Genomic DNA, 20,925 nt, shown 5'->3' with positions numbered 1-20,925 from the left:
GCCTGCAAATGTCAATCGTGACAGGAGGATGCGATGACCAGACCGCTAATGACGGCAATATCAATCGGGCTGCTCGCGGCGACCTCACCGGCCGCAGCGCAGGATGTGGCAACTGGGGCCGAGCTGTTTCAACATTACTGCGCGACCTGCCACGGAACTGATGCAACCGGGCATGGCCCGATGGCGGGCGTGCTGGTCATTCAGCCACCAGACCTTACCAAACTGGCCGGAGAGGATGGGGTGTTTCCAACAGCCCGTGTCGTTGCGCGGATTGACGGGCGCGACCCGTTGGTTAGCCATGGTAGTCCGATGCCGGTCTACGGGCCATATTTCGACGGGCAGGACACTTCAATGAAAACCCCGGCAGGCCAGCCGATACTGACAAGTCAGCCGATTGTGGATCTGGTCGCCTATCTTGAGACGTTGCAGGGGCAGTAATCCTTAGCGGCAAATGCCTTCGATCTCGGCCCCGCTCCAGGGGATGACCACGGCGCGTTCGCGTGGCTGGTCCGGCAGTTGCGCCAGATCGAAATGTTCACCCAGCATGTCGTGCAGGCGCTGCGTACGAGGGGCTTGCGGGTCAAGCGCCCGGCAACAGACATATTCCTCGACAATTGCGCCTTGTTGCTCGAACCCGTAAGCCAGAAAATCGGGCGACGTTTCCAGATCGAACAGATAAGGATCTTTGCTGCCACCGTGTTCGGCGGCAGCCCGCAGTGGGTGGTAACCGGTGGTCTTTCGGTTCTGCCATTGCCAGACATGGGTAAGCTCATGGGCCAGCAACATAGCGGCGATCAGATTCATCTGATCGGGAAACTCGGACATGTAGTCCTCAAGATACCAGTCCTGCGTGAAATAGACCTTATTGAACAGAGCGACAGCAGCGGGCTTGCCGGTAACAACCCCCTCTTTCGGAGGCGGCAGAATACGTTCGCGGCATGCAAGGCGGGGGCGGGATTTTCGATAGTAGGTAATCGGTGCGACTGGTGCACCTTCGACTAGGCGTACTCGGTCCAGATTCAGCGTGTCGCCTTGAACGGCACTCGCAAACGCGCGCTCCTGATCAGTTAGCGGGCGACCACAGGAGGCCAGCATCAACAAAAACGTCATAAAAATTCGCCAAGCCATAAACCAAGCCTAATCCGATGCATCCGCTCTGCAACAGGTTTTCACAGGCTCATCGCCAAAACGCGGCTGATTTCGGTCAGCGACCGCCCGGATTGATCCATCCATGTGTTGAAGGCGTCTTGTACGGCTGCCATTGCCTTTTTTGAACTCGGGGCTTTGTCGACGATACCTTCAGCGATCAGGCGAGCCGTTACATCCTGCGACAGGATGAAACTGTCGCGCCCAGCAAACCGCATCGCATATTGGGCCGAGGCCCCGCCAAGACGTGAGCCGCGCTTGCCCAGCATCGCGAGCAGGCCAATGTAGTCGGTCGAAGGCCACCCGCCCAGAATGTGTCCTACTCCGCCTTCCTGACGCAGCTCTAGCAAAAAGGCCGCATTGTCCCGAACAGCGGCGATCTTGGTGCCGTTACGCACAATGCGCTTGTCCTGCAGCAGGGTATCGAATTTCTCATCATCCATGAACGCACAGCGCCCGACGTCGAACCCGTCAAAGGCAGTCTCGAACCCGTCCCATTTGTTTTCGATGACCTTCCAGTTGAACCCTGCCTGAAAGATGGTCTTGGTGATAATAGACAACCAGCGATCATCCGGCATTTCAGCCAGCTCGGTTATGCTTTTGGGTTTGCGCAGCTTTTCGTTCAGAGCGCCCGGACCGCCGTGGCGGTTCGCGGCCATGGTGAAGATCTCGTCGAAGTGATGCATCTGCAGGGTCCTCCATTGGCAAGCTTGCGTGTTGGGCGCGCAGTTTCAAGGCCCATAATCTTGATCGCTTTACGCGTAACCGATCCTGCCAAGTTTGAAACAAGGCAGAAAAAAACAGCGGAAAAGAAAAAGAAATGCTCGACAAAAAGGGGGAATCGGGTTTCTGATTGACTCGTCAGTCAACCTCAAAACCCAGAAAATACGAAAACCGGGGGCTGAGCGTTCTGCACGACGCAGCAGGTGGGGGAAAAATTGTTGGGCTATATGGCGATAAATCCGCTTTAGCTCGAATAGTTCACTTCCCTTTTCCGGCTGATTTTGTGCATGTTGCGACATGGTATTGTCGTTAGACAAGCTTTCCGGTGTCAGACTTCGCGCCGGGTGGGCAAAAACAAAATATGACAGGGAGTAATGTCGATGAAAAAACTCAGTGTAAGCCTGTTGGCAATGACCGTTGCCAGTTCCGCCTATGCCGCTGATATGGGCGCCGTGGATGAGCCGATCAAACTGGCGATTAACGAATGGACCGGTCAGCATGTCACCACCCATGTTGCGGGCGAGATGCTGAAAGCCGCAGGTTACAACGTGGAATACGTCACTGCAGGCATGATGAACCAGTTCCAGGCGCTGGCCGATGGCGACATTGATGCGACGCTGGAAATCTGGTCGTCCAACGTATCCGACGAATACGCCAAGAAAATCGAAGAAGGAACAGTTGTCGAAATCGGTGATCTGGGGCTGGACGCCAAAGAGGGTATTGCATACCCGGCGCACGTCGCCGACCTGTGCCCAGGTCTGCCTGCGTGGGAAGCGTTGAAGGACTGTGCGCAGGTATTTGCCACGGCTGAAACGCTACCGGGCGGTCGTCTTGTCGATTATCCGGCGGATTGGGGCACACCCGGCGCGGATCGAATGACTGGATTGGAACTTCCATTCAAAGCTGTTCCTGCAGGTTCCGAAGGCGCTCTGATCGCCGAGCTGCGTGCTTCGACCGAGCGGAAATCGCCCCTGTTGATCACATTCTGGCAGCCGCATTGGGCGATGTCCGCCTATGACGTGCAGTTTGTGGACCTACCCGCAGGCGAGGAGGCTTGCTTTACTGATCCGGCTTGGGGTCCGAACCCGAATGCGGTGAATGATTGTGATTTCTCGCCCTCGCGGATCTTCAAGGCAGGGTGGAGCGGCATGGCGGACAAATGGCCAGCCGCCTATGAGATCCTGACCAACTATCAACTGGCGGTCGAAGACCAACAGCCGATGATGGGCGCAATCGACGTTGATGGCGGCTCCGTCGAAGAGGTCGTCGCCGCATGGATGGCCGAGAACGAAGGCAAATGGCGTCCGGTCGTTGACGCGGCAACTCAGTGAGCCTGCTTAAGTGACTGATGCAACTACACCAGCCATTGCCTGCCAGAATCTCTGGCAGGTTTTTGGCCCCGGTGCTGACAAAGCCCTGACCGACGCGTTGTCTCGGTCAGGGAATGATGCTGACACGGCCGCTGCCGACTTGCGCGAAAGCGGGTTCATCCCCGCCGTTCAGGACGCGAATTTCGAAGTCAAAGAGGGCGAATTATTCGTCATCATGGGGCTTTCGGGATCGGGTAAGTCCACGCTGATCCGCTGCATCTCTCAATTGCTGCCAGGAACGGGCGGCGAAATCAGAGTCGACGGTGAAAACGTCATCGGCGCGTCGAAGAAGGCGCTGACGGAACTGCGGCGGAAAAAGCTGGGCATGGTATTCCAGCATTTTGGCTTGTTTCCTCATATGACGGTTGCTGAAAACGTGGCTTACCCGCTGCGCGTTCAGGGCGTTGGCCGCAAAGAACGGTTGGCCCGCGCACAAGAGGTGATTTCGCTGGTCGGACTGGAAGGTCGCGAAGATAGCTTTCCACGCCAGCTTTCCGGTGGTCAGCGTCAGCGCGTAGGGATCGCGCGGTCTTTGGCCGTGAACCCAGATATCTGGTTTCTGGATGAGCCGTTCTCGGCCCTCGATCCACTGATCCGCCGTCAGCTGCAGGATGAATTTCTGCGTATTCAGGCGACGTTGAAGAAATCCATTGTTTTCATCACGCACGACATTCAAGAGGCGCTGAAACTGGCCGACCGCATCGCAATCATGCGCGATGGCAAGATCGTTCAGATCGGTACGCCGACTGATATCGTACTGCGCCCGGTCGACGACTACGTGCGAGAGTTCTCAAAGGACGTGGCCAAAGGGCAGCATGCCAAGGTTGCTTCGGTCATGCGTGGCGATGAAAGCGAATGTGGGCCGGACGATCCGGGCCTGACCACCGCGATGACACTGGACGCGGCGCTGGCGCATTGCATGGAACTGTACGAACCCGTACCCGTCCGCGATGAGGCCGGCAACATTGTCGGTAACGTCCACCCGTCCGATCTGGCTGCAGCGTTGCAGGTGGATGAGACATGACGGCGGTCACAGACATCCCCTCTCGGCACGCGGCGCGACTGACAGCGGGTGCTAAGGCCGCGCTGATCACGGTGATCGTAGGTGCAGTGTGCCTGGCGCTGGAAGGTGTCGCGCCATGGCTGGTCAAATGGCCTGCCGCGTGGGAACTGCCTGCAACTCAGTGGGTTGGAGCGTTTCTGGACTGGTTTCTGAACGGCATCAAACCAGCAATGCGTCTGTTTTCCGATTTGATGACCTATCCGATGGATGCAGCCAATCATGTGCTGGGTAATACACCGTGGCCGATCCTGATCGGTCTGGTGACCGCGCTGGGCTGGTATCTGGGCGGATTGCCGATGGCTTTGTTGGGGTTCATTGGTCTCAGTTTTGTGCTGGCCTCAGGCTATTGGGCCGAGAGCATGAACACACTGGCGCTGGTCGCCGTCTCGGTTCCCGTTGCGCTTTTTGTGGGCGGGGCCATTGGCATCCTTGCAAATGAAGTACCGCGGGTGAAATCCTTTGTGCAGGCGGTTCTGGATGTAATGCAGACCGTGCCGACCTTTGCATACCTGACCCCGTTGCTGTTGCTATTTGGTTTCGGTCCCGTTGTAGGTCTGATCGCCTCGGCCATCTACGCCGCGCCGCCGATGGCGCGCAATGTGATGTTGGGGCTGGAACGGGTAGAGCCCGAGATCAAAGAAGCGGCCATCATGTCCGGTGGCACGCGGTTTCAGCAACTGTTTCAGGTCGAGATTCCGGCGGCTGCGACCCAGATCATGGTCGGCGTAAACCAATGTCTGATGGCTGCGCTGTCGATGGTGATCATCGCTGCCGTTATCGGTGGGTTCAACGATATTGGTTGGGAAGTTCTGTTGACCATGCGCAAGGCGCAGTTTGGTGAATCCCTGATGGCCGGTCTGGTGATCGTGGTTTTTGCCGTGGTGATCGACCGGATGAGTGGCACCTTAGCGACCGAGCGCAAGCGTTACGACCAGCGTGTCGTCTGGGCGGTTCTGGGTTTTGCAGTACTGTTCACAGCCGCATTCTGGGCGTGGCTTCCGAACCCGTCAGAGCTGACACTGCTGGACCCGATGGCCGAGGCGGTGGACAGCGGCTTGACAGCGTTCACACAGGCAAACGGTCCGTGGTTGGATGCGCTGAAGAACAACTCGCTGTTCTACGTGCTTCTGCCTTTGCGCATCGGGTTGGATCAGGCGGTACTGCCATTCACGTGGGGTTTCCAGTGGACACCTGTCATGAGCTACGGCCTCTTCGCGGTCGGCGCGGTGATTGCCTTGCTAATGGCGTGGCGCGGGCATTTGACCGGTGGGCTTGTGGTCCTGATCCTGATCGGCATGCTGGAGACCGGCATTGCCAACCTGCCTTGGCCGTTCGTCCTGACGGGCGCGGCTGCGCTGGGTTGGGTCGCGGGCGGCTGGCGTCTGGCGGCATTGTCGGTGGGGCTGCTTTGCACCATCCTCGTTTCGGGCCTGTGGGAGAGGGCGCTATTGTCGCTGTACCTCAGCGGCGCGGCCGTATTCTCTTGTGCCGTTGTTGGCGGGCTGATCGGTCTGGCCAGCGCTGTGTGGGAGCCAGCGTGGAAGGTGGTTCGCCCGATCTGCGATATGCTGCAGACGATCCCTCTGTTCGTGTTCCTGATCCCGGTTCTGATGGTGTTTCAGATTGGTGAGTTCTCGGCCTTTCTGGCGATCTGCGCCTATGCCATCGTTCCGATGATCCGCTATACGCGGCACGGGCTGGTCAACACACCTGATGAGATGATGGAGGCCGCCATTTCCAGTGGCGCTACCGAGTGGCAGATCATGCGCGATGTGCGCGCGCCTTATGCTGCGCCAACCATCCTGTTGGGGCTGAACCAAACCATCCTTTATGCCTTCGCCATGCTGGTGATCGCGGCGTTGATCGGGACCACCGGTCTGGGTCAGTCGATCTATCTGGCGCTGGGGCAGGCGGATGTCGGGCTTGGTATCTCGGCTGGGGCGGCGATGGCCATTCTGGCGCTAATCGCAGACCGTATGGTACAGGGCTTTGCCGAGGAACGGCGCAAGGCGCTGGGCCTGTAAACAAGAGCAGGGGCGGCCCTTTCGCCCCTTTGCTCGCGCCCCCGAATTCGACTTGATTTCGGACAAGGACTGCCTCGATGCAGCGGCCTAAACCGGGCGAAATATGTTCGGAGACTACCATGATGGGCTGGGGCCTTTTCCTTGCAGCACTGATCACCTTTCTGCTGACACACGTCATCCCGGCGCGTCCGGCAGTGCGTGGATGGTTGATTGAAACCATGGGGCGCAGACGGTACTTCGCAGCTTATTCCGCATTGTCCTTGCTGGTGCTGGGCTGGCTGATCATCGCGGCTGCTCAGGCGCCATATGTTGAAGTCATCCCTCCGCTCAGCATATTTCGTTGGGCTCCGCTGCTGGTCATGCCGGTGGTTTGCTGGCTGGCTGTGGCCGGGTTGTCTATTGATAATCCGTTTTCCTTCGGTGGATTGGGACATCGATCATTTGATCCGGAAAACCCCGGTATCCTTCGCACTACACGCCACCCGATTCTGGCCGCGCTTATGCTATGGGCCTGCGCGCATCTATTGGCCAATGGCAGCCTGTCTCACGTCATTCTGTTTGGTCTGTTCGCGGGTTTTGCCGCGATGGGCATGGCATTGATAGACCGCCGCAAGGCCCAACAGATGGGGATCGAATGGACGCGCCTGTCCCGCAATACCGCCCGGTTTTCCCTGCGCGCTCCTCAACCTTGGCCCGGTTTCTGGATCGGGGTGGTTGCTCTTGCCGTCTTCGCCGTCCTGCTTCACCTGCACGCACCTGTGATCGGCCTTTCGCCTCTGCCGTAGCACTCAGGAGTGGTCGGACCGGGCCACGCGTGCTATCTGAACTGTCACACTTTAGACTATGAGGGTCTTTCAATGTATCTGGCCTATGTCACCACAACCGACCGCGGCGCAACTGATCGCTTGCTGAGCGCGGCTGCAGAACACTTGTTGTCCAAAGGTGCCCGTCTGGCCGGTGTGGTGCAGACCAACACCGAATGCGTCGACAGCAGTAAATGCGACATGGATGTCCGCGTCCTGCCGGACGGAGAGACCATTCGCATCTCACAGTCGCTGGGGGATCATGCACGGGGCTGCCGTCTGGACCCTGCCGCTCTGGAGCAGGCAGTGGGATTGGTCAGCAATTCTTTGGGAGACGACCCGCAACTCTTGATCATCAACAAGTTTGGCAAGCATGAATCTGATGGGCGGGGTTTCCGCCCGGTGATCGCCGAGGCCCTGGCGCAGGACATCCCTGTTCTGGTTGGTGTGAATGGCCTGAACAACGACAAGTTTCAGGCCTTTACGGATGGCGCAGCCGAGCAGATCGACCCTAGTCTCGAGGCAATCTCGGCGTGGTTTGAACGGGTCAATTCACAGCGCGCGGCGGCCGCTTGAGGTAACCTGCCGTTGCGTAAGTCTCTGTAATCCTGTCTTGTTTCAATGCCCATGTGCTGCAATCCTCGATCCCTGAGGAGGTAGCAGATGTGGACCAATTGGGCAGGAAACCAACAGGCAAACACGGCCATTGCACGCCTGACCTCTGTCACTGATTTGCAGCGAGCCGTGGCCCAGCCTGGTAATCTGCGCGTTGTGGGGGCGGGTCATTCCTTTACGCCCATTGTCGCCGGGGGCGACCGGATTTTGGACCTGTCGAACCTGAACCTGCCAAAGTTAGGCGAGGTCAGTGGTGGTCAGGTTTGGGTCAATGCAAATGCGCGTCTGCGGGATTTATCACCTGCATTGGCGGACCACGGGCTGGCCTTCCGCAATCTTGGGGATATCAATGCGCAATCGCTGGCCGGGGCAGTCTCGACCGCGACGCATGGCACCGGACGTACACTGCCATGCCTTGCGGCGGAAATTACGGCGGCAAAGTTGGTCAGCGCGGAGGGGGATATTCTGACCACTGACGATCTCCCACTTGAGATGGCTCAAGTCACTTTGGGGATGCTGGGCATCCTGATCGAAGCGCAAATTTCGGTGGTGCCGAAATACAATTTGCGCCGTCAGGTGCGATTGGTCGACCTGCAGGACAGCATCGCAAACATGCATCGGAACTGGAGTGAGAACCGGAATTTCGAGTTCTTTTATATCCCCTTCACCGGCAAAGCTGTTGAACTGCGCCATGAGGTGTCTGACGCGCCTGAGGGTAAGGTGCCGCGTGATCTCGACATGATCGCCGTCAAGGTGCTGAAGCTGGCGCGCAATACAGGCAGAGTCAGTGGCGGATTGCGCCGTGCGCTGCTTAAAATGCTGACCATGGCGCACTCTGACGAAGACTATGTGGGCGAAAGCTGGCGCGTGCTGTGCAGCGACCGGTGCATCCGGTTCAATGAGATGGAATACCATCTGCCGCCCGATGTCGCGGGCGACGTGCTGCAAGAGGTCATCACCCGCCTGCATCGCGACCACAAGGACATCTATTTTCCGATCGAGGTGCGCCAGACCGCGGGTGACACCGCCTGTCTTTCCCCGTTTCAGGGTGGGCCTCGGATTTCAATTGCCATCCACACCGACGCGAACGAGGATCACAGCCGATATTTCGATGCGATAGAACCGCTATTTGTCGAAGCCGGTGGGCGCCCCCATTGGGGAAAAATGCACAGCCTGACTTACAAAAACCTTGCTACCCTTTATCCGGATTTTGACCGGTTCTGCGCGCTGCGCAAGCAACTGGACCCCACGGGAAAATTCCTTACGCCCGCATTGGCAAAGCTGTTTCGACCATGACAGCATACCTGCAATCTCTTTCTACAGTTCTTCGGGTTTATGGCGTCGATAAACCGGTTGCAGTGGTCGATCTGGACCGCTTGGATGCGAATTGTTCCTTGGCGGTGCAGGCTGCGGATGAAGGACTGGATTACCGTTTGGTTGCCAAGTCTTTGCCGTGCCTGCCTTTACTGGATCACATACGCAGGCAGATCCCGACCAGTGGCTTGATGACCTTTTCCGAGCCTATGCTGCAGGCTTTGTTGCAGGCTGAGGGCGAAACCGATCACCTGATCGGCAAGCCGTTGCCCGTCAATTCGGCGGCGCGGGTTCTTTGCGCATGCCCTGACGCTGCAGCGCGTGTTCAATGGCTGATCGATTCACCGGAAAGATTGCGGGAGTATTTGAATTTGGCGGCAGAGCGGCAATCTGTGCTTCGCCTGTCGCTTGAGGTTGATATTGGGCTGCATCGCGGCGGGTTTCGACCTGACCAGATTGCGTCGATTGCGCAAGAGATCGAATCTAACCCCTTTGCTCGGCTGTCCGGCGTCATGGGGTATGAGGCACATTTGGCAAAGTTGCCCGGTTTGCTGCGCAAGCGCGCGATACAGGCTTGTTCAGACAACTTTCGTCATGCGGTATCGCAACTGCCGAATGATGCACACGGGTTGTGCCTGAACACAGGGGGCAGTCTGACCTTTCAGTGCCACAGTTCTGGTGGAACCGCTACCGAGATTGCCTTTGGCTCGGTTCTGGTCAAACCCGGAGATTTCGACCACACCACGACGCAAAACTTTCAGCCCGCGGCCTTCATCGCCACGCCAATTTTGAAGACAATGCCGGGCAATTCTTTGCCTGGTTTGGATTTTCTGCCCCGTCAGAAGACTGACCTTGCCATTTTCGGTGGGTATTATCAGGCCGCGCCCATTTTCCCCGAGGGGTTCGGTTATTCGTCGGTCTTTGGACGTTCAACCAATCAAGAGGTGTGGACCGGCCCGCGCTCTGCTTTGGTCGCGCCTGGAGATATCGCATTGCTGCGCCCAAACCAAAGCGAGGCGGTTTTGAACCAGTTCGGAATCGTACTGGCGGTGCGGGGTGGGAAGGTTGTGGAAAAATGGGATGTTCTGCCGAATTAACGGCCAGTTGAACTTTGTCACTATCTAAGGAAGATGGTGGGCGACCCTGGAATCGAACCAGGCGTGCGTCTCCGCGAGGGAGTTACAGTCCCCTGCCACACCTTGCGGCCTGTCGCCCACTGTCAGGCGTTGCACCTGACGTGGAGGCGTGATTACTAGCGCCTTAAAGGAGCGTCAACAGGAAAATTCCGCTTTGACGCATGAAACCGAATTCCCGGCCCGGAGGCCCAAGAAATGAAGAAACCCAAGTGGGTCGTTGAAAAGGAGCAGGCCCGCAAAGCGGCCTCTGCGGAAACCGTCTGGCTGTTTGGCCTGCACGCCGTGCGGGACGCTTTGATGAACCCAAGTCGGCAAAAACTGCGCCTGATCGTGACACGCAACGCGCGTGACAAACTGGCCGAAGCGATTGATTTTGCAGGGGTTGAGGCTGAAATGGTCGATCCTCGAAAATTCACTGCGCCAATTGATCCGGGCTCTGTCCATCAGGGCGCAGCTCTTGAAGTCAAGCCGCTGGATTGGGGCGGGTTGGCTGAGAACTGCATCGGGCGCGAACATCCTCGCGTGATTCTGCTGGATCGCGTGACCGACCCGCATAACGTCGGGGCGATTCTACGCTCGGCCGAGGTTTTGGGCGCCAGCGCAGTTATCGGTACGCGGCATCACTCGGCGCCGGAAACCGGTGCACTGGCCAAAACAGCAAGTGGCGCGTTAGAGCGCCAACCCTATCTGCGAGTTCGAAATCTGGCTGACGCCATCGTTGAATTGCAGAATATGGGATTCTTGGTTCTGGGGCTGGATGGTGAGGCTGAAGAGACCATTGAGACGGCCCTGGGTGGCAAGTTGGATCAGCCCGTGGCGCTGGTGCTGGGGGCTGAAGGGCCCGGATTGCGGCAGAAAACTAAGGAAACCGTTGATCATCTGGTGAAAATCGACGCTGCGGGCGGATTTGGGTCGCTCAATGTCTCAAATGCTGCTGCAATTGCCCTATATGCTTCCAGGCACAGATGAAGATAGACAGGAGAGCGCCCATTCCCAGCCCATCCAAGATTGCTACCTGCTGCTATTGTGGGACCCGCGCTGCGCTGGTTCTGAAAGGCCAGCAACGACATGAATTGAGTTGTTCCAGTTGCGGGGCACCGCTGCATGATCTCAAGATGCTGCCCAAGCGCAAGCTAGCTGAGGGCAAACCAAGGCGCGACGTATCTAAATCGACTGTTGGTCAAAGAAAAAAGAAGCAGAAAAAGAAGAAGAGTGTTTTTTCGCGCGTGTTGGATGAGGCGTGGGATGTTATCGAAGATATCTTTGACTGACAAAGCCTCTGGATGACAATTGCGATCACAACCTCGTTAAATGGGGTTCAACTGGGCCGAAAATATTGCATTTTGAGACCCTGAAGTTTTTGAATCGAATTCTGTGATGCTGACTCGACGTTTCCTTCTGGGCGCACTGACCGCCGTTCTGTTTGCTCCTGCCGTAAAAGCGCAGGATATGCCCGTATTTTACGCGACCGATGGTGCCGCGGTGGCCGGGTATGACGTGGTATCCTATTTCAGTGGAAATGCGCCTGTTCTGGGGCGGCCGGAATACGCGGTCGTATGGAAAGGGGCCGAGTGGCAATTTGCCTCGGCTGAGAACCGGGATGCATTTGAACGCAACCCGCACGCCTTTGCGCCCCAATTCGGCGGGTATTGTGCCTATGCTATGGCGCACGGTAAGCTGAAAAGCACGGAGCCGACGCTCTGGGGTGTTGTGGATGGCCGTTTGTACCTGACACATTCCCCCGAGGTCGAAGAGATGTGGCGCGAAGCCACTGCCGAATATATCTCCATGGCCGAGATGTATTGGCCCGGAATTCTCTACGAGCAATAGGCCAGTTATCGCCATTCGTGAGCTGTCATCACAAAAATGCGCGCTGCCTCTTTTTTTCTTCCAAATTATGCCTAAATGTCACAGTGACCGCGGAACGGAACTGCCGCGGGTCATTTCACTGTCCCTCGTTCCAACAACTGGCGCTCAGGTCCGACCTGGGCGCTTTTTTCTTTTGCACACACCGACTAGGGTGCCCGCATGGCTGAATACACTGATGTTTATCTGAAAGAGATCTTGCAGCGCACCAAGGTGATCGCCGTGGTTGGTGTGTCGATGAACCCGGTGCGGCCCAGCTATTACGTGGCGCGTTACCTTTCGCTTAAGGGGTATAGGGTCATCCCGGTCAACCCTGGCCACGCTGGGAAAGAATTGTTTGGTCGGACCGTTAGGGCGTCATTGGCCGAAATTTCCGAGCCGGTGGACATGGTCGATATCTTCCGTCGTTCTGAAGCTGTGCCGCCAATTGTAGACGAGGCTTTGGCTGTATTACCCATGCTGCGCACGATCTGGATGCAGATCGGTGTGCAAAACACGGATGCTGCCGCAACCGCGCAGGCGCGGGGAATGGATGTGGTGATGAACCGTTGCCCAAAGATCGAATATCAGCGTCTTTTTGGCGAGCTGCGCATGGGTGGTTTCGCCACAGGAGTGATCTCGTCCAAGCTGTGACGGCTATTCGCCAGCATAGGGTAGCAGTTTACCGTATTGCTCCTGACGGCGCTTTTCCAATACGATATCGCGCGGCACCCATTCATACTTGGTATCTTCCTCCAAAGGCGACCAGAACAGCACCCCGCCGTAGCGCCATGGGTCCAGCACCACGCCGTCATACATCGTCTCGCCCTTGCGGCTGATGATGGTGGTGCTGTGGTCGATCCGAAATGGGTTGTCCGCATTTGCGATGGCGCGGTGCAGGTCCAGCATCTTGAAATTTTCTTGCTTCAGACGGCGTTCAATGTCCTCGGCCCAATGCCAGCACAGGCCGCGCGGGCGAAGGCCCTTATTGACCTTGGCGTTGTGGATCAGAGGAGGGTCGGTGATCTCATACTCCTGCACCAGTTGCGCGGTGTAGGAATAGGCGATGCGGGCTGCTCGGTCCGCTTCTTCGGGGTCAATGTCAGGGCCAAGGCTGCGGATTTCACTCGCCAAGCGTTGCACTTCATCCCCGGCCGAAGGGGGCGGGGTTGCGCAGGCCGACAGTGTCACAAAGGCCAGAACAATGGCCAAGGCTCTGATCATTCTTGTGCCCTTTGATCCGGGGACTGTGAAACCTGATCATAAAGGGTGGTTCAAGATGACGGAACCCTGCGGATTATCCTTTGGGGCGCGCGGCTTTTTCGGCAATACCGCTGGTGCCTTGGCGTCGGGCCAGCTCGGACAGCACGTCGTCCAGAGCCACATCCCGCGCTGCCAGCATGACCAGCAGATGATAAAGCACGTCCGCAGCTTCAGCTGTAAGCCCACCTTTGTCACCCTTTACGGCCTCGATAATCGCCTCAACGGCCTCTTCTCCGAATTTCTCGGCGCATTTCTCGGGGCCTTTGGCCAACAGCTTGGCAGTCCAGCTGGAGTCGGGATCAGCCCCTTTGCGGGTGTCTATCGTTGCAGCCAGATCGTGCAGAATGCTCATGTCAGCCTCATCGGGATGCCTGCGGCGGCCATATGTTCCTTGGCCTCGCGAATGGTGTATTCGCCAAAATGAAAGATCGAAGCAGCCAGAACAGCGCTGGCCCCGCCTTCGGTTACACCTTCGACGAGATGGTCCAGGTTTCCTACACCGCCTGATGCGATAACCGGCACATCCACCGCGTCCGAGATTGCGCGGGTCAGCGGCAGGTTGAAGCCCGCCTTGGTGCCATCGCGATCCATTGACGTTAGCAGGATTTCCCCAGCGCCTTTGGCCACAACGGTTTTTGCAAACTCAACCGCGTCGATACCGGTGGGCTTGCGGCCGCCATGGGTGAAAATCTCCCACTTGCCGGGGCTGACAGTCTTGGCGTCAATGGCGCAGACGATGCATTGGCTGCCAAACTGATCCGCAGCCCCGGCAATCACATCCGGATTCGCCACAGCGGCGGAATTGAAGCTGACTTTGTCCGCACCGGCCAGCAGCAGGGCACGCACGTCATCCTTGGTGCGGACACCTCCACCAACCGTCAGGGGGACAAAGCACTGCTCGGCCGTGCGCTGTACGACGTCGAACATGGTGCCGCGGTTTTCATGAGTGGCGTGGATGTCCAGAAAACAGATTTCATCCGCGCCGGCAGCGTCATAAGCCTTGGCCGATTCCACCGGGTCACCCGCATCGCGCAGGCCAACGAAATTGACGCCCTTGACCACACGGCCATCAGCGACATCCAGGCAGGGAATGATGCGGGTTTTCAGCATGTCGGATTCCTTTATTGGCGCACCTCTACCGGCAAAGCCTTGCCGATGCCAGACTTGTGATTGCCACATCTCTCAAACCTGTGAAAACTGCCCCTAAATTCATCAGGAGATCAATGAGATGCGCAAATTGTTTTTAACAACCGCTTTTGTCATAGGGGGAACCGTCGCGGCGATGGCAGATGATATCATCAAGGTAAATACAGATAAATCGGTGTCCGAAGCGCTGGATGCGCTAGAGGGTGCGATCGGCAACGCCGGAGCAACGGTCTTTGCCCGCATCGACCACGCGGCCGGTGCCGAAAAGGTCGGTTTGACTATTCCGGCAAACCAAGTACTGATCTTCGGAAACCCGGCGCTGGGCACACCCGCCATGCAGATCGACCCGCGTGCGGGATTGTTTTTGCCATTGAAGGTTCAGGCCTATGAGGATGAAAACGGGCAGGTCTGGCTGGCCTATGAAGACCCGAAAGAGACCATGGATGACCTTGATGGGGTCGAGAGCTCTCCGATCATCGAAAAGATGCGCGGCGCGCTGGCCAAGCTGACCTCGGTTGCCGCGCAGTAGGTGATTTAAGACAGGGCGCGAATGGCTTCGTTCAGGTCAATCGCGCCATCATAGAGAGCGCGGCCAGAAATTGCGCCGTTTAGCTCTACGCCACAGTCGCGCAGGGCGATCAGGTCGTCCAGAGAGCTGACGCCGCCGGACGCGATTACCGGAATCGAAACAGCACGGGCCAGATCTGCGGTTGCTTCGATATTTGGGCCTTGCATAGCACCGTCGCGGTTGATGTCAGTGTAGATGATGGCCGCGACGCCTGCATCCTCAAAGCTGCGGGCCAGATCGGTGACCTGCACGTTGGTTTCCTCGGCCCAACCTTTAGTGGCAACCATTCCGTTGCGGGCGTCGATACCTACGGCAACCTTGCCGGGAAAGGCCTTTGCGGCTTCGCGCACCAAGTCGGGGTTTTCCACTGCAACCGTCCCCAGAATGACCCGTGCCAGACCTTTTTCGATCCAGGTCTCGATGGTAGCCATATCGCGGATTCCGCCACCCAGCTGAGCAGGCACTTTGCAGGCCTTCAAAATTGCCTCGACTGGGGCAGCGTTGACCGGCTCGCCTGCAAAAGCGCCGTTCAGGTCGACCAGATGCAGCCACTCGCAACCCGCTTCGACAAAGGTGCGGGCCTGTGCGGCGGGATCTTCGTTAAACACAGTGGCCTTGTCCATTTCACCACGCAGCAGGCGCACAGCGTTGCCGTCTTTCAGGTCGATGGCGGGGTAGAGGATCATGTCGGGCGGCCCTATATCAGTGTTACACGGGCGGCGTATCGCACAAGCAGGGCAGGGGATGCAACGCGACGCAAAGTCATTCTTGCCCGAAGCCGGTCACCGGGCCAGAGTGACTGTAAAACAGGGAGAGCATCATGAAGAAACTTCTACTCGCAGCAGGTATTGCTGGGATAGCGACAACAGCCTTTGCCGCCGATCCGGTTGATGGTCTGTGGAAGACAGAGCCGGGCGACACGGGCGGATATCTTCACGTGACCATTTCCGAGTGCGGAAGCGCCATTTGCGGCACCATCGACAGCGCCTTTGATGGCGATGGTAACCAACAACTGGAATATGAAAATCTGGGCAAGCAAATCATCTGGGACATGGTGCCCGAAGGTGATGGCCAGTACGACAGCGGCAAGATCTGGGCGCCGGACCGTGACAAAACCTACAAATCCAAGATGACGCTGGACAGTCAGAACAAGCTAACGGTCAAAGGGTGCGCGGTTGGGGGGCTGGTCTGCCGTGGGCAAACCTGGACGCGGGTTCAGTAATCCTTAGGGGGTCCAGGTCAAGAAATTTCCGATCATGCGCAGGCCCACGTCCTGGCTTTTCTCTGGGTGGAATTGCATTCCGATCATCGTGTCGCGGCCAATTACGGCCGTGACCTCTTGCCCATAGTCCACATAGGCCAAACGCTGGGCCGGATCGGCAACGCGAAAATGGTAAGAGTGGACGAAATAAGCGTGGTCGCCTGATTTGATCCCGCTAAAAACGGGGTGATCGATTTCCAGAACCAGATCATTCCAACCCATATGCGGCACTTTTAGCGTACGGTCGGATGGTTCAATCCGAACCACGTCGCCAGCCACCCAGCCCAGCCCCTCGGTTTCGCTGTATTCGTGACCCTTGGAGGCCATCAGCTGCATGCCGACACAGATGCCAAGAAAGGGGCGGCCTTTCTGTTCGACGGCCTCAACCATCGCGTCGTAGATGCCCTTGTGCCCGCGCAGCTCGGCCGCGCAGGCGGGGAACGCGCCGTCTCCGGGCAGTACCAACCGGTCGGCACGCGCCACGACATCCGCGTCCGAGGTCACCACGACCTCACCCGCATCCACCTCGCGCGCCATGCGTTGAAATGCCTTTTCGGCCGAGTGCAGGTTGCCGCTCTCGTAGTCGATGATGGCGGTTAGCATTTACAGCGCACCTTTGGTCGAGGGAATCCCATCCGCCTTACGCGGGTCAGTTTCAACCGCGTCACGCAGGGCGCGGGCGACAGCCTTAAAAGCAGCCTCGGCGATGTGGTGGCTGTTGAAACCGTGCAACTGGTCGATATGCAGCGTGATGCCGCCATGAGTGCTGAGTGCCTGAAAGAATTCGCGCACCAGTTCGGTGTCGAATGTGCCGATCTTCTGGGTCGGCAATTCCACATTCCAGATCAGGAACGGGCGTGCTGAAAGGTCAAGCGCACAGCGTACCTGAGCGTCGTCCATGGGCAAATGGCATTCGCCGTAACGGCGGATGCCCTTTTTGTCACCCAGCGCCTGCGTCAATGCCTGTCCCAGCGCGATGCCGGTATCTTCGACGGTGTGGTGGTCGTCGATGTGATAGTCGCCCTTGGCGCGGATCGTCATGTCGATCAGTGAGTGGCGCGCTAGCTGATCCAGCATATGATCGAAGAACCCGACGCCGGTCTGGTTGTCATAGGTGCCGGTGCCGTCCAGATTTACCTCGACCAAGATCTCGGTCTCGGCGGTTCGACGGCTGATCTTTGCGCTGCGCATGGGCGAATTCCTTTTGCTACAGGCGCGCTTATAGACGGGGTTGGGTCGGCTTATCCAGACCACACGTGGCTTTCACCGCAAACTGTTGCAGGGGATTGCACCCGGGCGCGGCCCATGCAAGCCTGCGGGCAACTCAACCAACAAAGGTCCGGTCCATGTCCACCTGCGTTTTCATCCAGATCCGCTGCAAACCCGGTACCACCTACAAAGTGGCCGAGGAAATCGCCCTGCGCGAAATCCACTCCGAACTCTACTCGACCAGTGGTGAATATGACCTGTTGCTGAAACTCTACATCCCCGAAACCGAGGACGTAGGGCATTTCATCAACGAAAACCTGCTGGTCATTCCCGATATCGAGCGGTCTTTGACCACGATGACGTTCAAAGCGTTTTAACCAAGCTCGAACGTCGTCACGCCAAAGATACGGTTTAGGTCGATGTCCGGTTTGTGATCTGAATACATCCGGGCCGTTTCAAATACTTTCTCCAGCCCAAGTTTCGCTGCCAGCTCAAAGGCGGCTTCATTGGGCTGCGGCATGTCGATGAAGACCTCTTGCGTGCTTTGATCTTCCGGTAACGTTTCCAGCAAGCTGGCCAGCAAGGTTTCGGCAATGTCGGCGCGGTCTGCGAAGAGTGGCCCGATTTTGTAGCCGTTTTTGCATGGGCGCAACGTGGCATAGCCTTTGATTTGTCCGTCCTCGGAAAATACACGGGAAACATGGCTTGGGGTGCTGATCCAGCCCTGCAGGAAAGTGTCACGTGGGGTCGGGAATAGTTGGCAATCATAAGCCTTTAGTTCATCCGAAACCGTGGCCAAAGCTTCGGTGCCAACCGACGGTGGCAAAGCCTGCTGAATATCCGCTACGGTCCCGGTGAATCGATAGTTGTTGTAGGCAAAGGCAAAGCCCGATTTTCGGTAATTGTGCTGCTGATCGACGACCCCATCCAGCCCAACATTGCGCGCAGTGCAGTTGGCCAATGCACCCTGCCAAAGCTTCAGCCCGTGTCCGGCACCGCGATGCTCTGGGTGCACGATGTAGAACCCGAGGAAAGCGAACGTATCGTCGTAATGGACCACCGATATTGAGGCGATCATCTCGCCATCTAGAAACCCGCCCAGAAACCCGTCAGTATCGGTGCTGTGGAAACACGCACCATCATGATGGCCGGGATTCCACCCCTCGCGTCCGGCCCAATCCACGGCCTGCTGCATCTCGTCAGCGGTGAGAGGGCGGATAACGTATTCAGACATGAGTGAACCCTGTGTTGCGCAGCGCCACCAGAATGACGCAATGCCTCACGAAGAACCAGCATGTTCGGAGAGTTTGGTATCTGGAGCGGGCGAGGCGATTCGAACGCCCGACCCTAACCTTGGCAAGGTTATGCTCTACCCCTGAGCTACGCCCGCATCAGATACATATATGGTCCGTAGACCTCTCAATGGAGCGGGCGAGGCGATTCGAACGCCCGACCCTAACCTTGGCAAGGTTATGCTCTACCCCTGAGCTACGCCCGCGCCGTTGAGTGAGGAGGGATGTATAAATTCCGACGCGGGGCTGCAAGCGGAAAAACACAAAAACGCGGAAAAATCTTTCGACGGAAATCACACCAACGTACGTTCAAAACAAAGAGCTTTATAAAACAAGAAGGTTCGAGGAGAGGAAATGACACGGATCGCAGATATGAAAATGGCACTGTTGGCCGCGCTGATCGCTTTGACGGCCGTAATTTGCGCACAAGATGAGGACAAGCTGGTCAAGGTCGAGCCGATCCTAATGAAAGCGCCGCTGATAGAGACACAGACATTGACGGGATAAGCCCCGCCAACTGAGTCAGAGTACCAGTACGAGATTCGCGAGGGCGGCCACCAGAATGGCCGTGAATGTCAGCAACATCCCGATCTGGCGCAGAATTACGATCTGCGGACTGCGGCCGAAGCCATAGGCATGCAGCACCCGGCCGACCACAAGGCTCAATCCAAGCAGGTTCACCAGCAGACCGGTGCCTGCCTGCAGTTCGACCATCAAGATTAGCAGCAGGGCAAAAGGCGTGTATTCGATAAAATTCGAATGTGTCCGCACCGCCTTGAGCATATCTGTATTCCCGCCGTCACCATAAGAAATCTTGCCGATACGGCGTTGGCTGATGACCTTTAGGCTTAGCAGGACATACAGGATCGCCAGCAACGCGGCATAGATTGGAGTGAAGGTCAGCATAGAGGTCTCTTTCTATTCATCAAAAGCTGCGCGGGTGTTTGCACGATGCCTTGAACATTAGCCGTTTTAGTGGCCTGTTCCAGAGAGGGAGAAGTGTTAGTTTTTGCTAGCAAGTTCCAGTTGCCCAGATGTCGGCCAAACTTCCGCCGCAATTTCGTCGAATTCCGCAGTCACTTTATGCAAATATAATTTTTTGAACATGCAATACCGTGGCTCCCGCTGCCATCAATGAAAGGGACAGGTGAATATTATGAAACGAGTTATGATGCTCTCTCGCGTTTTTGCGACCTCTGTGCTGTTGCTTGGGGCAGCCAGCTTTGTTGCGGTTGTTGCTGCTCCTGACGTAGCCATCGCCAAGAACGGCAACGGCGGTGGAAACGGCGGCGGCAATGGCGGCGGTAAAGGAAACGGTGGCGACAAAGGCAATAGCGGCGGTAAATCCGGCGAACAAGGCGCAAAAGCCAAGGGAAATTCAGGCAAGACATCGGCTGGTACAGGCAAGGGGCTGCTGGGCAGATTGGGTCTCAAGAAAACCGACCAGAAAAAATCTACGAAATCCAGCTCTGCAAACAAGAACAAGCCGGCATTCATGACCAAGCTGGAAGACATTGTTAAGGGCAACAAGAACCAGGCCAAGGCTGTGACGCGTGCAAAGCCCAAAGAGGTTGTCACGCTTGACGAAGAAGCAGTTCCACCTAACAAACATGGAAAAATCGCTTCCGAGTTGAAATCGCTCAACGCAGCGCATGCGAGCCAGACGGGGCTTAGAAATGCGGCGCCCAATAGTATGCCCGGTAAGCTTTATTCGTATCAGCAAAGTGTACTGGGCTACCCGGACGCAACTGTGGATTTGGAAGAAAAGCAGACAGAACTTTCCGACCTGCAAGGTTTGACAGACGAGCAAATCGAAGAACAGTTTGCGCCGACCGAGGAAGAGGCTGAGCAGGGCATCACGACTGAAGACAAGTACAATGATGCGGTAGCCGACGCTGAACAGGCTGTTCAGGATGCCGAAAATGATCTGGCAAACGCGGCAGACCCGCAGGAGACTTTCGACGCACTGACAGGTGGTCGCGAATTGTCGCCGGATGCAATGGACGAGTTGCATGATCTACTGGGGTTGCCCGATCCGGAGGAACTCGAAGAAATCTCGGAAGAGGCTGAGGCTGAGGCTGAGGCTGAGGCTGAGGCTGATGCAGGGGCTGAGACGACCGAAGAAGATGAGGTCGTCGACGGCTGAT

Annotated in this window: 27 protein-coding genes and 3 tRNA genes; 17 read left to right on the top strand and 13 right to left on the bottom strand. The window is 57.1% G+C overall.

Annotated elements, in window-relative coordinates; translation table 11 throughout:
* Nucleotides 1-33 precede the first annotated feature (33 nt).
* The gene (locus ACR0D7_RS03665) at nucleotides 34-438 is read left to right on the top strand and encodes a c-type cytochrome (RefSeq protein WP_480677777.1); all 405 of its coding nucleotides are present in this window, start codon (nucleotides 34-36) and stop codon (nucleotides 436-438) included.
* 3 nt (nucleotides 439-441) lie between these two features.
* On the opposite strand, the gene ACR0D7_RS03660 is transcribed toward ACR0D7_RS03665, so the two are convergent.
* Complete coding sequence (locus ACR0D7_RS03660) at nucleotides 442-1,110, bottom strand: hypothetical protein (RefSeq protein WP_438826425.1); 669 nt, start codon at nucleotides 1,108-1,110, stop codon at nucleotides 442-444.
* Nucleotides 1,111-1,169: 59 nt separating this feature from the next.
* The gene (locus ACR0D7_RS03655; protein WP_480677776.1) at nucleotides 1,170-1,832 is read right to left on the bottom strand and encodes a DNA-3-methyladenine glycosylase I; all 663 of its coding nucleotides are present in this window, start codon (nucleotides 1,830-1,832) and stop codon (nucleotides 1,170-1,172) included.
* Between the two features lie 417 nt (nucleotides 1,833-2,249).
* Between ACR0D7_RS03655 and ACR0D7_RS03650 the strand changes: the two genes are divergently transcribed.
* The 7 genes from ACR0D7_RS03650 to ACR0D7_RS03620 all read left to right on the top strand — a co-directional run bounded on the left by ACR0D7_RS03650 (nucleotide 2,250) and on the right by ACR0D7_RS03620 (nucleotide 10,155).
* Nucleotides 2,250-3,200, top strand: a complete 951-nt coding sequence (locus ACR0D7_RS03650; RefSeq protein ID WP_480677775.1) for an ABC transporter substrate-binding protein — start codon at nucleotides 2,250-2,252, stop codon at nucleotides 3,198-3,200.
* Nucleotides 3,201-3,210: 10 nt separating this feature from the next.
* Nucleotides 3,211-4,263, top strand: coding sequence for a quaternary amine ABC transporter ATP-binding protein (locus ACR0D7_RS03645; RefSeq protein ID WP_170383258.1), 1,053 nt, complete (start codon nucleotides 3,211-3,213; stop codon nucleotides 4,261-4,263).
* Nucleotides 4,260-6,326, top strand: coding sequence for an ABC transporter permease (locus tag ACR0D7_RS03640; RefSeq protein ID WP_480677774.1), 2,067 nt, complete (start codon nucleotides 4,260-4,262; stop codon nucleotides 6,324-6,326). Before ACR0D7_RS03645 ends, ACR0D7_RS03640 begins: the two co-directional genes overlap by 4 nt.
* A 119-nt stretch (nucleotides 6,327-6,445) precedes the next feature.
* Nucleotides 6,446-7,111, top strand: a complete 666-nt coding sequence (locus ACR0D7_RS03635) for an NnrU family protein (protein ID WP_170383254.1) — start codon at nucleotides 6,446-6,448, stop codon at nucleotides 7,109-7,111.
* A 72-nt stretch (nucleotides 7,112-7,183) separates the two neighbouring features.
* Nucleotides 7,184-7,705 carry a DUF2478 domain-containing protein gene (locus tag ACR0D7_RS03630; RefSeq protein ID WP_480677773.1) on the top strand — a complete coding sequence of 174 codons (522 nt, stop codon included), beginning with the start codon at nucleotides 7,184-7,186 and terminating at the stop codon, nucleotides 7,703-7,705.
* 87 nt (nucleotides 7,706-7,792) lie between these two features.
* Nucleotides 7,793-9,040: a D-arabinono-1,4-lactone oxidase gene (locus ACR0D7_RS03625; RefSeq protein ID WP_480677772.1), complete on the top strand. Its 1,248-nt coding sequence runs from the start codon at nucleotides 7,793-7,795 to the stop codon at nucleotides 9,038-9,040.
* On the top strand, nucleotides 9,037-10,155 hold the full coding sequence (locus ACR0D7_RS03620; RefSeq protein ID WP_480677771.1) for an alanine racemase: 1,119 nt from the start codon (nucleotides 9,037-9,039) through the stop codon (nucleotides 10,153-10,155). The genes ACR0D7_RS03625 and ACR0D7_RS03620 overlap by 4 nt, the downstream gene beginning before the upstream one ends.
* A 34-nt stretch (nucleotides 10,156-10,189) precedes the next feature.
* Here the strand turns inward: ACR0D7_RS03620 and ACR0D7_RS03615 are convergent.
* Nucleotides 10,190-10,273 (bottom strand) — tRNA-Tyr (locus ACR0D7_RS03615).
* 116 nt (nucleotides 10,274-10,389) lie between these two features.
* Between ACR0D7_RS03615 and rlmB the strand changes: the two genes are divergently transcribed.
* The 4 genes from rlmB (at nucleotide 10,390) to ACR0D7_RS03595 (ending at nucleotide 12,693) form a co-directional block, all read left to right on the top strand.
* The gene (gene rlmB / locus ACR0D7_RS03610; RefSeq protein WP_480677770.1) at nucleotides 10,390-11,163 is read left to right on the top strand and encodes a 23S rRNA (guanosine(2251)-2'-O)-methyltransferase RlmB; all 774 of its coding nucleotides are present in this window, start codon (nucleotides 10,390-10,392) and stop codon (nucleotides 11,161-11,163) included.
* The gene (locus ACR0D7_RS03605) at nucleotides 11,160-11,465 is read left to right on the top strand and encodes a hypothetical protein (protein WP_480677769.1); all 306 of its coding nucleotides are present in this window, start codon (nucleotides 11,160-11,162) and stop codon (nucleotides 11,463-11,465) included. Before rlmB ends, ACR0D7_RS03605 begins: the two co-directional genes overlap by 4 nt.
* A gap of 106 nt (nucleotides 11,466-11,571) precedes the next feature.
* Nucleotides 11,572-12,024 carry a YHS domain-containing (seleno)protein gene (locus tag ACR0D7_RS03600; protein WP_170383243.1) on the top strand — a complete coding sequence of 151 codons (453 nt, stop codon included), beginning with the start codon at nucleotides 11,572-11,574 and terminating at the stop codon, nucleotides 12,022-12,024.
* Between the two features lie 198 nt (nucleotides 12,025-12,222).
* Nucleotides 12,223-12,693 carry a CoA-binding protein gene (locus ACR0D7_RS03595; RefSeq protein ID WP_480677768.1) on the top strand — a complete coding sequence of 157 codons (471 nt, stop codon included), beginning with the start codon at nucleotides 12,223-12,225 and terminating at the stop codon, nucleotides 12,691-12,693.
* A 3-nt stretch (nucleotides 12,694-12,696) separates the two neighbouring features.
* Here the strand turns inward: ACR0D7_RS03595 and ACR0D7_RS03590 are convergent, their stop codons facing one another.
* The 3 genes from ACR0D7_RS03590 to hisF form a co-directional block, all read right to left on the bottom strand.
* Entirely contained in the window at nucleotides 12,697-13,263 is a 567-nt protein-coding gene (locus ACR0D7_RS03590; RefSeq protein ID WP_480677767.1) for a hypothetical protein, read from the bottom strand.
* 73 nt (nucleotides 13,264-13,336) lie between these two features.
* Entirely contained in the window at nucleotides 13,337-13,654 is a 318-nt protein-coding gene (locus ACR0D7_RS03585; protein WP_480677766.1) for a phosphoribosyl-ATP diphosphatase, read from the bottom strand.
* Nucleotides 13,651-14,412 (bottom strand): imidazole glycerol phosphate synthase subunit HisF, encoded by a 762-nt coding sequence (gene hisF, locus ACR0D7_RS03580; protein WP_480677765.1) that lies wholly within the window; start codon nucleotides 14,410-14,412, stop codon nucleotides 13,651-13,653. Before hisF ends, ACR0D7_RS03585 begins: the two co-directional genes overlap by 4 nt.
* A 118-nt stretch (nucleotides 14,413-14,530) precedes the next feature.
* Here hisF and ACR0D7_RS03575 point away from each other — a divergent pair, with 118 nt between their 5' ends.
* Nucleotides 14,531-14,977 (top strand): DUF302 domain-containing protein, encoded by a 447-nt coding sequence (locus ACR0D7_RS03575; protein WP_480677764.1) that lies wholly within the window; start codon nucleotides 14,531-14,533, stop codon nucleotides 14,975-14,977.
* A 5-nt stretch (nucleotides 14,978-14,982) separates the two neighbouring features.
* On the opposite strand, the gene hisA is transcribed toward ACR0D7_RS03575, so the two are convergent.
* Nucleotides 14,983-15,702 carry a 1-(5-phosphoribosyl)-5-[(5-phosphoribosylamino)methylideneamino]imidazole-4-carboxamide isomerase gene (hisA, locus tag ACR0D7_RS03570; RefSeq protein WP_480677763.1) on the bottom strand — a complete coding sequence of 240 codons (720 nt, stop codon included), beginning with the start codon at nucleotides 15,700-15,702 and terminating at the stop codon, nucleotides 14,983-14,985.
* A gap of 134 nt (nucleotides 15,703-15,836) precedes the next feature.
* Here hisA and ACR0D7_RS03565 point away from each other — a divergent pair, with 134 nt between their 5' ends.
* The gene (locus ACR0D7_RS03565) at nucleotides 15,837-16,238 is read left to right on the top strand and encodes a DUF2147 domain-containing protein (RefSeq protein ID WP_480677762.1); all 402 of its coding nucleotides are present in this window, start codon (nucleotides 15,837-15,839) and stop codon (nucleotides 16,236-16,238) included.
* Nucleotides 16,239-16,241: 3 nt separating this feature from the next.
* Here ACR0D7_RS03565 and hisH read toward each other — a convergent pair whose 3' ends face one another.
* Entirely contained in the window at nucleotides 16,242-16,880 is a 639-nt protein-coding gene (hisH, locus tag ACR0D7_RS03560) for an imidazole glycerol phosphate synthase subunit HisH (protein WP_480677761.1), read from the bottom strand.
* Nucleotides 16,881-17,468, bottom strand: coding sequence for an imidazoleglycerol-phosphate dehydratase HisB (gene hisB / locus ACR0D7_RS03555; RefSeq protein ID WP_480677760.1), 588 nt, complete (start codon nucleotides 17,466-17,468; stop codon nucleotides 16,881-16,883). It lies immediately after the preceding gene.
* A gap of 155 nt (nucleotides 17,469-17,623) precedes the next feature.
* Here hisB and ACR0D7_RS03550 point away from each other — a divergent pair, with 155 nt between their 5' ends.
* On the top strand, nucleotides 17,624-17,863 hold the full coding sequence (locus ACR0D7_RS03550) for an Lrp/AsnC family transcriptional regulator (protein WP_170383224.1): 240 nt from the start codon (nucleotides 17,624-17,626) through the stop codon (nucleotides 17,861-17,863).
* Here ACR0D7_RS03550 and ACR0D7_RS03545 read toward each other — a convergent pair.
* From ACR0D7_RS03545 to ACR0D7_RS03535, 3 genes are all read right to left on the bottom strand, one after another.
* A complete protein-coding gene (locus ACR0D7_RS03545; protein ID WP_480677759.1) occupies nucleotides 17,860-18,720 on the bottom strand; it encodes a GNAT family N-acetyltransferase in 861 nt (286 codons plus the stop codon). The genes ACR0D7_RS03550 and ACR0D7_RS03545 overlap by 4 nt on opposite strands.
* A gap of 81 nt (nucleotides 18,721-18,801) precedes the next feature.
* Nucleotides 18,802-18,876 (bottom strand) — tRNA-Gly (locus ACR0D7_RS03540).
* A 33-nt stretch (nucleotides 18,877-18,909) separates the two neighbouring features.
* A tRNA-Gly gene (locus ACR0D7_RS03535) sits at nucleotides 18,910-18,984 on the bottom strand.
* 148 nt (nucleotides 18,985-19,132) lie between these two features.
* Between ACR0D7_RS03535 and ACR0D7_RS03530 the strand changes: the two genes are divergently transcribed.
* Nucleotides 19,133-19,285, top strand: a complete 153-nt coding sequence (locus ACR0D7_RS03530; protein ID WP_480677758.1) for a hypothetical protein — start codon at nucleotides 19,133-19,135, stop codon at nucleotides 19,283-19,285.
* Nucleotides 19,286-19,300: 15 nt separating this feature from the next.
* On the opposite strand, the gene ACR0D7_RS03525 is transcribed toward ACR0D7_RS03530, so the two are convergent.
* Nucleotides 19,301-19,684 (bottom strand): MAPEG family protein, encoded by a 384-nt coding sequence (locus ACR0D7_RS03525; RefSeq protein WP_480677757.1) that lies wholly within the window; start codon nucleotides 19,682-19,684, stop codon nucleotides 19,301-19,303.
* A gap of 250 nt (nucleotides 19,685-19,934) precedes the next feature.
* Between ACR0D7_RS03525 and ACR0D7_RS03520 the strand changes: the two genes are divergently transcribed.
* On the top strand, nucleotides 19,935-20,924 hold the full coding sequence (locus ACR0D7_RS03520) for a hypothetical protein (RefSeq protein ID WP_480677756.1): 990 nt from the start codon (nucleotides 19,935-19,937) through the stop codon (nucleotides 20,922-20,924).
* Nucleotide 20,925: the final 1 nt, after the last annotated feature.

This window comes from Ruegeria sp. BB7, assembly GCF_056539365.1.
Note: the sequence above shows the minus strand (reverse complement) of the source record. Positions and strands in the feature narration are given on the sequence as shown.